11 protein-coding genes are annotated in these 11704 nt (G+C 62.0%); 3 read left to right on the forward strand and 8 right to left on the reverse strand.

The window, feature by feature from the left end; translation table 11 throughout:
* Positions 1 to 23 precede the first annotated feature (23 nt).
* Complete coding sequence (locus tag ACXAH0_RS18080; protein WP_475181364.1) at positions 24 to 674, forward strand: GntR family transcriptional regulator; 651 nt, start codon at positions 24 to 26, stop codon at positions 672 to 674.
* 11 nt (positions 675 to 685) lie between these two features.
* Positions 686 to 2155, forward strand: a complete 1470-nt coding sequence (locus tag ACXAH0_RS18085; RefSeq protein WP_475193789.1) for an aldo/keto reductase — start codon at positions 686 to 688, stop codon at positions 2153 to 2155.
* A gap of 29 nt (positions 2156 to 2184) precedes the next feature.
* Here the strand turns inward: ACXAH0_RS18085 and ACXAH0_RS18090 are convergent, their stop codons facing one another.
* From ACXAH0_RS18090 to ACXAH0_RS18120, 7 genes are all read right to left on the reverse strand, one after another.
* Positions 2185 to 2946, reverse strand: a complete 762-nt coding sequence (locus ACXAH0_RS18090; RefSeq protein ID WP_475193794.1) for an ABC transporter ATP-binding protein — start codon at positions 2944 to 2946, stop codon at positions 2185 to 2187.
* The gene (locus ACXAH0_RS18095; RefSeq protein WP_475193798.1) at positions 2940 to 3752 is read right to left on the reverse strand and encodes an ATP-binding cassette domain-containing protein; all 813 of its coding nucleotides are present in this window, start codon (positions 3750 to 3752) and stop codon (positions 2940 to 2942) included. Before ACXAH0_RS18095 ends, ACXAH0_RS18090 begins: the two co-directional genes overlap by 7 nt.
* On the reverse strand, positions 3746 to 4609 hold the full coding sequence (locus tag ACXAH0_RS18100) for an ABC transporter permease (RefSeq protein WP_475193803.1): 864 nt from the start codon (positions 4607 to 4609) through the stop codon (positions 3746 to 3748). Before ACXAH0_RS18100 ends, ACXAH0_RS18095 begins: the two co-directional genes overlap by 7 nt.
* Positions 4599 to 5540 (reverse strand): ABC transporter permease, encoded by a 942-nt coding sequence (locus tag ACXAH0_RS18105; RefSeq protein WP_475181343.1) that lies wholly within the window; start codon positions 5538 to 5540, stop codon positions 4599 to 4601. The genes ACXAH0_RS18100 and ACXAH0_RS18105 overlap by 11 nt, the downstream gene beginning before the upstream one ends.
* 68 nt (positions 5541 to 5608) lie before the next feature.
* On the reverse strand, positions 5609 to 7147 hold the full coding sequence (locus ACXAH0_RS18110) for an ABC transporter substrate-binding protein (protein WP_475193804.1): 1539 nt from the start codon (positions 7145 to 7147) through the stop codon (positions 5609 to 5611).
* A gap of 143 nt (positions 7148 to 7290) precedes the next feature.
* Positions 7291 to 7644 carry a DUF2946 family protein gene (locus ACXAH0_RS18115; protein ID WP_475193807.1) on the reverse strand — a complete coding sequence of 118 codons (354 nt, stop codon included), beginning with the start codon at positions 7642 to 7644 and terminating at the stop codon, positions 7291 to 7293.
* Positions 7645 to 7784: 140 nt separating this feature from the next.
* The gene (locus ACXAH0_RS18120; RefSeq protein WP_475193810.1) at positions 7785 to 8705 is read right to left on the reverse strand and encodes a substrate-binding periplasmic protein; all 921 of its coding nucleotides are present in this window, start codon (positions 8703 to 8705) and stop codon (positions 7785 to 7787) included.
* Between the two features lie 492 nt (positions 8706 to 9197).
* Here ACXAH0_RS18120 and ACXAH0_RS18125 point away from each other — a divergent pair, with 492 nt between their 5' ends.
* On the forward strand, positions 9198 to 10067 hold the full coding sequence (locus ACXAH0_RS18125) for a GNAT family N-acetyltransferase (RefSeq protein WP_475193813.1): 870 nt from the start codon (positions 9198 to 9200) through the stop codon (positions 10065 to 10067).
* Between the two features lie 292 nt (positions 10068 to 10359).
* Here the strand turns inward: ACXAH0_RS18125 and ACXAH0_RS18130 are convergent, their stop codons facing one another.
* Entirely contained in the window at positions 10360 to 11688 is a 1329-nt protein-coding gene (locus tag ACXAH0_RS18130; RefSeq protein WP_475193817.1) for an NAD(P)/FAD-dependent oxidoreductase, read from the reverse strand.
* Positions 11689 to 11704: the final 16 nt, after the last annotated feature.

Consider the following 11704-nt stretch of genomic DNA (forward strand, 5'->3'; position numbering starts at 1 on the left):
GACGCCAAACAGAGGGCAGAGCGATGAATGAGCCGAAAATCGCCCCGATAGACCAGTCCAAACTGAGGGAGAGCGTTTACAACGCCTTGAGGGAGGCCTTTACACGCGGCGCCTTTGCACCGGGCGAAACCGTGAGCCTGCGCGCGCTGGCCGACCAGCTCGGCACCTCCATGACCCCTGTGCGCGAAGCCGTGCGCCGCCTGGTGGCGGAAGGTGCGCTGATCGATACGCCCAGCCGGACGCTTGCCGTGCCCGCCTTTGATGCGGAGCGGATGCGCGAACTCAAGAGGGCTCGCCTGGCCCTGGAATGCCTGTTGCTGGATGAGGCCATGGACCATATCGATCCGGCCGGGATCGATGCGCTTGCGGCCATCATCGCCACCCCGCGCGCGAAGGACAGCACACCTGACCTGACCCTGAATTACGCCTTTCACTTCAGCCTCTACAGGCAAGCGCGTTCCAAAGTGATCCTGCCGCTGGTGGAAGCGCTCTGGCTGCAATATGGCGCCTTCCTGAATCTGGTGGTCAAGGAGCAGGCCGCCGTCAGGATGCCAGAACATATTCACCACGAGCAGATCATCGCCGCCCTGCGCGGCAAAGACCGGGCTGCTGCCCAAGAGGCGCTCACCCTCGACATTGAACGCAGCTTCAAGCTGCTGCTTCCTGAAACCTGAAGGACATTTGCATGACCGCCACCCCGCAGCGCCACAGCCTCGCAGACGGTTTGGAGATCAGCCGCGTTCTGACCGGCCTCTGGCAAGTCGCCGACATTGAAAAGGATCGCGGACCGATCGACCCGGACCGGGGCGCCGATCATCTGGAGCCATATCTGAAAGCCGGATTTTCCACCTTCGACATGGCCGACCACTATGGCAGCGCGGAAGTCATCTGCGGCCGTTTGCTGGCTCGGGACGGGCATCCCGCAAAACCGCAGATCTGCACCAAATGGTGCCCGGAACCGGGCCCGATGACGGCGGAAGTGGTCCGGGCCGGTGTCGAGGAGCGCCTCGACCGGCTGGGCACCAGCTGCATCGACCTGCTTCAGTTCCACTGGTGGAGCTTTGAGCATCCGGCCTGGCTGGACGCACTGCACGAACTCAGGAAACTGAGGGATGAAGGCATGATCAAGGCCCTCGGGGTCACCAATTTCGACGCCGCCCATTTGCGCCTGGCGCTTGCCGATGGCATCCCGCTGGTCACCAACCAGGTGTCCTTTTCCATGGTTGACCGGCGCGCCCTTGGGCCCTTGTCGGAGCTGTGCGCGCAACAAGATGTGAAGCTGCTCGCCTATGGCACATTGTGCGGCGGCTTCCTGTCCCAGCGCTGGCTAGGTACGCCGGACCCCAGCGGGATTTCCGACTGGTCGAAAATGAAATACAAGCGCTTCATAGACGCGGCCGGCGGCTGGGACGGTTTCCAGGAAATCCTGCAAGCCGCAGGTACCATTGCCCAGAAGCATGGTGTCTCCCTGGCCAATGTCGCCACCCGCTGGGTGCTGCAACAGCCAGCCGTTGCCGGAGTGATCGTGGGGGCGCGGCTAGGCGAGAGCGAGCATATTGCCGACAACACCAAACTGTTTTCCTTCATGCTGGACGATGAAGACCTGAACCGTCTCGATCGCGCCTTTGCAAGAACGCAGATGGTGCCGGGCGATTGCGGCGATGAATACCGGCGCCCGCCTTTCCTGACCGCATCGGGCGATCTGAGCCACCACCTGGCCGAAATGCCCCGGGCGCATAGCGCGGCCCAGGCACCGCACCGCACCGACGCGCAGCAGGTGCTCACCGGATCGGATTGGGAAGAGATTGCGGGCTATTGCCGGGCGCACCGGATCGGCAACCGGATTCTCGTTTCCGGAACAACCGCCGTGGCCGGCGCGGCGCGGGCCGTTGCACCGGACGATGCGGCCGCCCAGACAACCTTTATTCTCGACAAGATCCTGGCTGCGGTGGCCGCCCTCGGGGGCGCAGCGGAAGATGTGATCCGCACCCGCATCTATATTGTCGATGACGACGATGTCCTGGAGATCTCCCGCGCCCATGGCCGCGTGTTTGCGGATATCAAACCCGCCAACACGCTGGTTGTTGTGGCCGGCCTGATTGGGGATCACCGGGTTGAAATCGAGGCCGAAGCTCTGATCAGAAGCCCGGATTGAAAGCTGCTGGAGGCGGATGACAGTCCGTCTCAGCCCACACCAGGGGCAGCCACTGCCGCCAGCGCCCGCCCTGCTTGTGCCGCATAGGCCCGTGACAGGGGGTGGCTTGCCCTGTCCAGGAAGCGGGCCGTTGGCAGATCTTCCGCTAGACTGCCCGCCTCCAGCACTGCGATACGGTGGCTTAACCGTAGCAGAGGCGCAAGGTCGTGGCTGATGATCAAGACGGCGAGGGCACGGTCCTGCAGGAGTGTTTCCAGAAGCTCCATGGTGGTGACCTGAGTTGCCAGATCAAGCGACGAAAACGGTTCATCCAGAATGAGCACATCCGGCTCTGCCGCAAGGGCGCGGGCCAGCGCAACCCGCTGGCACTGGCCGCCGGACAGCATATGCGGACGCTGGGTCTGCAGCGCGCCCCCGATGCCAAGATCCTGCAACAGCTGCTCCGCCCGCTGCTTGCGCCCGCGTGCCGCCCCGATGCGGAACCCGTTCAGCGTTTCCAGGACCGTGCCCCGGGCACTCAAAAACGGGCTGAGGGCCTGAACCGGATCCTGCCACAGATACTGGATCCGCCGCCGGGCATCACCCTGTCCAGGTGCGATCTTGCGCCCCCCAAGGGCCACCGATCCGCTGTCGGCCCGCTCCAGGCCGACAAGACACCGGGCCAGGGTCGATTTGCCGCTGCCCGAACGGCCGATGAGCCCCATCACGTTGCCCTGGCGCAGCTCCAGATCAATATTCCTCAGGACCACGCTGCCCCGGAACGCCTTGCAAAGCCCGGTGACCGTCAGCATGGCGCCCCCCGCATCCTGCCAGGCCTGTCCAAAACCGCGCTTCCAAATCCCAATTCGCGCGCCGCAGCGGCCAGCGCCTGCCCCTCCTGCGAGACGGCCCGGTCCAACTGATCCAGCGCCAGGGTTTCCACCACCTGCCCTTTGGACAGGACCAGGCTGTCTGCCGCTACCTGGCGGACTGCGCGCAGATCGTGGCTGATATAAAGCAATGCCGCGCCGGTTTCGTCCAGCATGACCTTCAGCGCCTTGAGCACGTCGCGCTCAGTCAGGACATCGAGCCCGGTTGTCGGTTCATCGGCAATCAGAACCTTGGGCCGCAGGATCAGCGCCATGGCGATCAGCACCCGCTGTTTCATGCCGCCGCTAAGCTGATAAGGATAGGTGCGCAGCACATCCTCCGGCAACCGAACCGCCTCCAGGGCCTGACCCACAGGCGCCAGACTGTCCCGGCCCGCCTGCCGGGCGGCCTCCTCCAGCTGGCGGGCAATGCGCAGCCCGGGCGACAGAGCCGTTCCCGGCGACTGGAAAATCTGGAACACCGACTGGCCCCGCACCGCCCGCCACGCTTTTGCGTCAAGCGCCATAATATCACGGCCGTTCAGGAGAACCTGTCCTGACTGGACCTGAAGTGGCGGCCGCAACACGCCGCAAAGTGCCGCAGCCGTCATGGATTTGCCGCTGCCGCTCGCCCCGATCAGGCCCAGGCGTCCGCCCGGCGCCAACTGAAAGCCGATCCGGTCCAGCAGAGCCTGTCCGGCCGATGTCGTGACGGTCAGATCCTTCACCTCAAGAACCGGGGTTACCATTGATAGGGCTCCCGTTTATCCAGAAGATCGCGCAGCCCTTCGCCGATGAGGTTGAACGCCAGGACCGCTAGCGTGACCGCCGCGCCCGGGACCAGCAGCATATGCGGCGCACTGGCAAAAAACGGCCGTGCCTCGTCCAGCATCGCGCCCCACTCGGCCATGGGGGGCTGGGCGCCGATACCCAGAAAGCTCAGGCTTGAAAGGGCCAGCAGCACCGACGCCATTTCCAGCGACACCACAACAACCAGCGGCGGCAGGATCTGCGGCAGTATGTGGCGCAGCACCACCTGCACCCGTGAGGCCCCGCACAACCGGGCTGCTTTCACATAGTCTTTTTCCCGGGCAGACAGAACCAGCGCCCGGACTAGCCGGGCATTGGCTGGCCACCAGGCCGCCGCAACACCGGCCACGGCCGCCTCAAGCGAAGCGCCCATGAAACCGATAACGCCGAGGGTCAAAATGAGTGTGGGAAAGGCCATGATGATATCGGCAAAGCGCATCATCAGCGCATCCACCCGCCCGCCGGAAAGCCCCGCCGCCAGTCCCCAGGGCAGGGCAATGGCAAAGACAATGCCGGTTGCCAGCAGCCCGGCCCCCAGCGACACCGGAATGGCAGCAATGATCCGGGCCAGAACGTCCCGGCCCAAGTGATCTGTTCCCAGAAGATGGATCACGGATGGCGGGGCAAGGCGGGCCAGAAGATCCATTTTTTCAGGCGCTGGCAAGGGCAGAAACGGACCGGCCAGCCAGAGCACAACAAAGGAACAGAGGATCCCGAGCCCGGCCCAGCACCCCGATCGGCCAGCCTTCAAGGAAATCCAGGGCCGCGGCGCGGCAAGGCCTGTGTTACGTGCCATGGGTCAAGGTCCGTTTCACCTGGGGATCGGCCAGAGCCACGGTGATATCTGCCGCCAGACTGGTTAGAAAAAAGACCAGCCCGCCGAGCACCAGATAGGCCTGGATCACCGGAAAATCCCGCTGACCGATGGCCTGCAGCACCAGTTGGCCCAGGCCCGGCCAGCCGAAAATGCTCTCCACAATGACCGCTCCGCCCAACAGAGCGCCGAAACTGCTGGCCCAGGCCGTCGCCAGCGGGCCGATGATCTGCGGGAAGATATGGCGGACAAGAAGTGTGGCCGGAGCCAGACCCTTGGCGATCGCCAGCCGGACATAGTCCTGGCACATCTCCGCAAGAATGCGTTCGCGCACCACCCGGCCAAGGGTTGCCCCGCTGGCAAGGCTCAATGTGAGGGCGGGTAGAATAAGATCCGCCGCGCTGCCTTGGCCCACAAGCCGCCCCCAGCCGAGCCCGAGTACAAAGACATGGATCAGAAGAAGCGCCAGCCAGAAGGAGGGAACCGAGACGAGCAAAATGGTGACGGTCCGCAACACCCCGCCCCAGACCGTCCCGCTACAGACAGCAGCAATGCCAAGCCCGAGGGACAGCGCAATCGCCCCGCCAAGCGCGCTCAAGGACAGCAGCAGGGTCGCCGGCAGGTGCAGGAGGATCTCCGCCATGACCGGCCGCCCCGTGGCAATGGAAGTACCGAAATCAAATTGGACCGCCCGTCCGAGCCAGGCGAGATAGCGCTCGAAAAACGGCTTGTCCAAACCGTATTCAGCTTTCAGGGCGGCAATATCCTCCGGTTTCGGCACCACCCCGAAAGCCCGCAATTCCTGCGTGACCGGATCGCCCGGCGCCAGTGCCACAATGGCAAAGGCCACGAAGGACATGCCGATCAGGGTCGGCAGCGCCGAGGCCAACCGCTTGAGGATGAAAAGGGTCATGACCGCTCCCCCCCTTGTTTCAGCCCCCGGAACCGGCCCCAAAGGTCAGACCTTGGGGCCGCCGGAACTCACTGGGTTGCGATGGCGGTGTTGCCGTAGTCGATCCAGTCGGCATATTCCGACATGGGCACCGTAACGCCCGGCCGCGACAGGGTGAAATTCGGCACCAGAAGGATCGGAATGGTGGACACATGCTCATCCACCACGGAGCGGTAAGCCTCCCGCACCAGGGAAATGACCTCGTCCCGGCTCTTGGCCACCCGAGCCTTGCGGGCCAACTCGTCCACATTGCCGCCCGGTGACGTCACCGCATAGCCCCAGGGGCTCATGGTGGTGAAGACATTATAAAGCAGGTAGGTCGGGTCGGTGTTGTTGTTGGAGGCAAATTCCAGATAAAGGTCCGCTTCGCCCGGCCCGAAATAGGTGTCGTTATAGACGCCGCTATCGCTCACCTCGACAAGATCAATGGCCACGCCGATGGCTGCGAACATCTGTTCCAGCATTTCCGGCATCGGCTTGACGGTGGAGACATTCGGATAGGCGGCGACCAGACGCAGCTTCAGTTTGCGGCCGTCCTTTTCACGTACCCCATCGGCCCCCATGCTCCAGCCGGCCTGGTCCAGCAGGCCGTTCGCCCGCTCCAGATCATAGGTAAATCCCTTGGCATGATCGTCGCCCAGGTCAAACATCCAGCCCGGCAGGATCGTCCTGGCCGGCTTGCCATATCCGCCGTAAAGCACCTCGGCCAGCGTGTCCCGGTCGATGGCATAGGCCAGAGCCTGACGTACCTTCAGATCGCTGCCGATATCATAAGGGGCTTTCCCTTTCATGTTGAACATGAGTGCCGCATAGCGGATCGGGCGGCTTTGGTTCAAGACCACCGAGCCATCCTTCGGCATGGACAGCATCATTTGCGGTGTCACCTCGCCGATGACATCCACCTCCCCGTTCTGCAAGGCCAGAAGGCGGGCATTGTCATCGCTGATGAAACGGAAGGTCATCTTGCCAACGGCCGGTTTCTCGCCCCAATAGTCCGGATTGCGCACAACCGTGATCTGCTGTTTCGGTTCATAGCTTTCCAGAAGATACGGGCCGGTGCCGACCGGGTTTTCCGTATGGGTTTCAGACGGCAGAAACAGCGACGTGCCCCGGTGGGTCATGTTTTCAATGACCAAAGCGGATTCCACTTCGGAGCGGAAGGAGATTGTGTGCATGCCCAGTTTCTGAAAACTATCCTGGTCAAGCTGTAGGAAGTCCGATTTGTTGTGGTCATAGAGCTTGAAAGCGGCAATCGCAGTGTCCGCATTGAACGGTGTGCCGTCGGACCAGACCACTCCCTCCTGAAGCTCCACCGTGTAGACCCCGTCCTTGTACTCCCAGGACTTGAACAGGAGCGGGCCCGGATTGAAATTGGCATCCGGTTTGACGGCGGTTTCGGCAATCTGCGCGGCCGGCCGCCCGGTTGTGAAGGTGAATTTGTCCGGTTTGACGCTGTAGCGGTCGGCTTTGACGGCGATTGTCAACTGGGTTTCGGCCGAGGCGGACGGAAGTGTGGCAAGGCCAAGAGAGGCAGACGCCAGCAGCGCCGCCAGAACGGGTTTGAACATGGAAGGTCCTTGAAAGATCAGGCGAAAGCAAGTCGCTTTTTTATCGGGTTTGCCTTTCGCTGCCAGACATCAGACAGCGCAGCGCAAAAGACAAAACGGTTTAGCCCCATTGGAACGTGGTGCGCGCTCGCAGGAAGGGGCTGTCAGACCGCTAAGGGTGGCGCCCTTGGACCGAGACTGCCGCGGCCCTCATCTGCGGGACTGTGGCTGACAGGGACCGGCGAAGCTTGAGCATCCTGCTCCGGACCATCCGGCTCCGCCAGGGCCTCAGCAACCGGCAGTGCCTGAAGCTGGTTCAGGCACACATCACAGAGCGTACGGAACCCGCCCTGTTGCGGACCGTCGTCCGGGTCCTGAACCTCCACCGTTGACAGCGTTCCGCCCTGGCAGATCACATAGGTGAGCGTCCCGTTTTCCAGCGACAGCACTGCGCCGGGCATCTGAAGGATGCCCGCAAGGAAAACAGCATAGGCCAGTATCAGAGACAGGATGCGCAAAAGGGGAGGCTCTTTAAGTCTGCAAACGCTCAAGACAGGTGAAAACGGTAAAGGTGCGCCATCATTGCAGCCCGTCCCTGTCTGTCAAGACCGAAACGGGCCAAGCCTTGTTGACATGGACTTGCTGCAAAAGACAGGCCTCAGTGCGCGCCGGCTTCAGTCTGCGGCCCAAAGCGCAAGTGTTCTGGCCTGAATTCAGCGGGCTGGTACCAGAGTTCTTTCTGGCCGAAAGGGGTTTGTGGCCCGGTATTTGGATTGGGGATCTTGAAGATGGTCCGGTTGTGCAGCTTCGCCCTGGCGATGTCGTCGGCAAAATGTTTCTGGAAGATCCGGTCAAACGTGCCGTCCGCGATCAGCTCCCGCAAGCCCCGCTCCAGGCGCTCGGCCAAATCGGGACGTTTCGGGGTGACAAAAAGATAGTTGGGGGTCGGAGCATAAAGCGCCAGATGCTGATCGATCACGATATCCGGGTAGGTCCTGGAACTGGCCTCATATTCGTGAAAGATCTCGTCCAGGCCGCGTCCGAAGATACGGAACCGGCCGAGCGCCAGCATCTTCATAAGGTTCGCCCGGTTTTGTGCCGTGACCACCCGAAACCCGGCCTGTTCCAGCGCCGCCGTTGTCGACCATTGGGATCCGGACCCGATGGGCAGGGCCTTCAGGCGCTCCAGACTGTGAATACCCTTCAGAATGGGCAGATCCTGCTTGCGGGTGAAAAAGAGCCGGTATCCCTGCAAGCCCTTGCGCAAGGGAATGCGGATGGGGATCAGCTTTTCTTCCCATTCACGTTTGGTGGCGACGGCAACAAATTCGACATTTTCTCCTGAAATCAGCTCCAGCAGCAAGCGTTCTCGCGAGGCTGGAGCGCCCCCAAGCGTTCGGGGCTTTGCCGCCCCCGGCCCCTCGGTCCGTTTCAGAATCGCGCCGACAAGCTCCTTGATATAGGCGTTGCCACCACCTGCAACCACCGCATCCGCATCTGCCTGCACCGCTCGGGGAGCCCCAATGAGAAGCAGAACAAACACCACCACACGTACAAGACTGCTGTTTACGGTCGACATTGTGGGATAATCGCTCGCTCTTTCAAAACCAACTTCGGACTGTGTCCGCACAACAGGCTGCACTCACCGCGCCCTTTTCAGTCGCAGCCGTGGTCTATACAGTACAAATTCGCGACAAACTATTTCAGATTAGAAAAATCACAATCTTTACTTGTCGTTATGAAATGAAAATACTCTCACTGTTTCTTTTTTAAGACACTTCCCCGATAATGAATACATTAATACTTTCGCCTCGACATAGCGCCCGTTGCTTTCTTCAATAATCGCCGGAACACCTGCGCTGCCAGCATTCTCTGGCTTGACCTGATTGCGCCAGAAAGCCAGAGCCCTTCCGGCGTTGAGCCTCAAACGGGCCGCAAAGGGAAACCGGCTGCGGCAAAAACGGGTTTTAAAGCGTTTTCCGTGACATAGATGCCGCTGGGAGCGGCCGTTTAAGCAGCAAATGCGGCTCTGAGCTGTTAGGCTGGGTCATGACTTGAACGGAGCCCGAGAGTGCAGGACGCAAAAACCAAGCTGCTGGACAGCTATCTGCTGACCCTTTCAGAAATGACGAGAGAGGATCTTCCCAAGCTGCATGAACTCTCCATCGGTGTGAATTGGCCGCACCGCGCCCATGACTGGGCCATGCTGTTCGATCTGGGAGAAGGCTACGTCACCCGGGACCCGATTGAACGCATTCTGGGATCGGCCATGTGGTTTCCCTTTGGCGAGCATATGGCGTCCATCGGGATGGTGATCACATCGCCCCGGCTGCAGGACCATGGCGCCGGACACTGGCTGATGCAGCACATTCTGGCCAGAACCGCACAGCGCAACAAGATCCTCAACGCCACCAAGGCAGCCTACCGGTTGTATCTGTCGCTGGACTTTGTACCGCGCAAGACCGTGTTTCAGCACAATGGCATAGTGCACAGCGTCCCGGATTCAAGCGGCGGCGCCCGCCCTCTGGCAGCGGGTGACACAGCCGCCATCATTGCGTTGGACGCGGCCGCCTATGGTGCCGGGCGCGGCGCGGTGATGGAACAGGTTCTTGCCCGGTCCGAAGGCACTGTTCTGGACATCAATGGCGAGGTCACCGGCTTTGCCCTGCGCCGCCCCTTTGGGCGGGGACATGTGATTGGCCCGGTGGTTGCGGAAAGCGAAGAGGATGCGATCCGCCTGATCCAGCCCCATGTGGCCGCCCTGGAAGGCAAGTTTGCCCGGCTCGACACGCGGGCCGAGGCGGAAGACGGACCTTTGCGCTCGTTCTTGAGTTCTGCCGGCATCGGCCTTTACGACACGGTGACCACCATGACCATGGGCGAACCGCCTGCTCAGGGCCCGGTGACCACCTTTTCCCTGATCAATCAGGCGCTTGGCTGAACGGCTTCGGCACCCAGCCGGTCTTGCCTCATGCCAACCTCACTAGATAGAAACCCATCTGATGGCGCTGGTCCGGCTTGGCCGTCAAGGCGCGTTGCGCAGGACGGCCTGGTTGGCCGTTCAAGCGGCGCAACGCAGTCCGGCGGGCCGGAGCAGGCCACCGAGGCCGTGTTTGAGGACTGTTCAGCTGCGTCCCAGGTTTTGAACGATAAACCATATCGCCCTGCAACCTGCTCCTTGCCGAACAGTCCCCAAACACCGTCAGATCGGTTCCTATCTATTGAGGTTGGTATCAGATCATGCCCATGGAGCCGAGATCCGTGCCGTCGATCATGCGCTCATATCGGAACGGAGCCGGATCGACACACGGTGTATCCCCCCGGATCAGATCGGCCGCCAGTTTTCCCGCCGCCGGGCCGATGCCGAAACCATGGGCGCTGTATCCGGCTGAAACAAACAGGCCCGGTTTAGCCTGAACCGGCGAAATAACCGGGATTGCATCCGGTGTGCAATCGACCATACCGCCCCAGGTGTGATCCACCCCGACCCCGGCCAGCTGCGGATAGACCTGTGCCAGCTCCTGCAGGCCGCGTTTGACTGAGCGGGCATCCGGCTTGGGGTCCAGCACCCGGGTCTCTTCAAAAGGCGAACAGCTGTCCGCCGTCCATGTGCGCATGGCGTCGGGGCCCTTGTAGAAGGATGCGCCCACGGTGACCCTCATTTTCTTCCAGCGCTCCACGAGGGTTGGCCAGAAGGGCCGCCATTGCAGGACACCCATGGGCGCCAGATGCAGGATTGCAAAGCCGCTCAGGCCGATTGTATAGCGGCCATCCGTGCGCCGCCGGATGCTCAGATCCGGCATGGAGACCCCGCCGGACAGGATCTCCGGGCTTGGCACTGTGGCCAGAGACGTGGACTGAATGGAGGCCTGCAGAAACGGCACCCCGTGATGGCGCAGGAACATGCCCGCCCAGGCACCACCGGCCACCAGCACAGACTGGCAGCGGATCAAGCCGTTTTCCGTGACCAGGCCCGACACCTTGCCGCCGCTGAATTCAATCTCCCGGGCGGCGCAATTCTGAAAGAGGAGCGCTCCGGCAGCGCGGGCGGCTGCGGCCAGGACCGGCGTTGCAAGAGCCGGTTCGGCGCGCCCGTCCGTAGGCGAATGAACCCCGCCGAGCCACTGGCCCGTATTGCCCGGTAAAAGGTCTTTCAGTTGCGCGGGCGTGACCAGCCTGCTGTCGAACCCGTAGGATTTGGCCATCTGGCCCCAGCTTTCCCATGCGGCCAGATCGCTTTCCTTGTGGCTGGCATAGACAAGACCGCTGCGGCGGAAGCCGGGATCCGCTCCGGTGTCCTGCGCCAAAGTCTCCCACATTTTCAAAGCCAGGATCGCCAGCGGCAATTCGCGTTCATCCCGGTTCTGCTGACGGCACCAGCCCCAGTTGCGGCAGGATTGTTCTGCGGCAATGAGCCCCTTTTCGACCAGGGCGACGCGGGTCCCGCGCAAGGCAAGCTGCCAGGCGGCCGCCACACCGGCGATCCCGCCGCCGACGACAACCACATCGACAGCCTCCGGCAGCTTGGTGTCGCTGGCAACAGTGGAAAGGGTGGGGATCATGAGAAGGCGTGTCCGG

Source organism: Roseibium sp. AWQ4_290 (assembly GCF_056160985.1).

What these genes read in the sequence shown, in the direction of transcription:
- ACXAH0_RS18090 (WP_475193794.1), bottom strand. Translation starts at nt 2,946, where the DNA reads ATGCTGACGGTCACCGGGCTTTGCAAGGCGTTCCGGGGCAGCGTGGTC.
- ACXAH0_RS18085 (WP_475193789.1), top strand. Translation starts at nt 686, where the DNA reads ATGACCGCCACCCCGCAGCGCCACAGCCTCGCAGACGGTTTGGAGATC.
- ACXAH0_RS18095 (WP_475193798.1), bottom strand. Translation starts at nt 3,752, where the DNA reads ATGGTAACCCCGGTTCTTGAGGTGAAGGATCTGACCGTCACGACATCG.
- ACXAH0_RS18080 (WP_475181364.1), top strand. Translation starts at nt 24, where the DNA reads ATGAATGAGCCGAAAATCGCCCCGATAGACCAGTCCAAACTGAGGGAG.
- ACXAH0_RS18100 (WP_475193803.1), bottom strand. Translation starts at nt 4,609, where the DNA reads ATGGCACGTAACACAGGCCTTGCCGCGCCGCGGCCCTGGATTTCCTTG.
- ACXAH0_RS18130 (WP_475193817.1), bottom strand. Translation starts at nt 11,688, where the DNA reads ATGATCCCCACCCTTTCCACTGTTGCCAGCGACACCAAGCTGCCGGAG.
- ACXAH0_RS18105 (WP_475181343.1), bottom strand. Translation starts at nt 5,540, where the DNA reads ATGACCCTTTTCATCCTCAAGCGGTTGGCCTCGGCGCTGCCGACCCTG.
- ACXAH0_RS18120 (WP_475193810.1), bottom strand. Translation starts at nt 8,705, where the DNA reads ATGTCGACCGTAAACAGCAGTCTTGTACGTGTGGTGGTGTTTGTTCTG.
- ACXAH0_RS18110 (WP_475193804.1), bottom strand. Translation starts at nt 7,147, where the DNA reads ATGTTCAAACCCGTTCTGGCGGCGCTGCTGGCGTCTGCCTCTCTTGGC.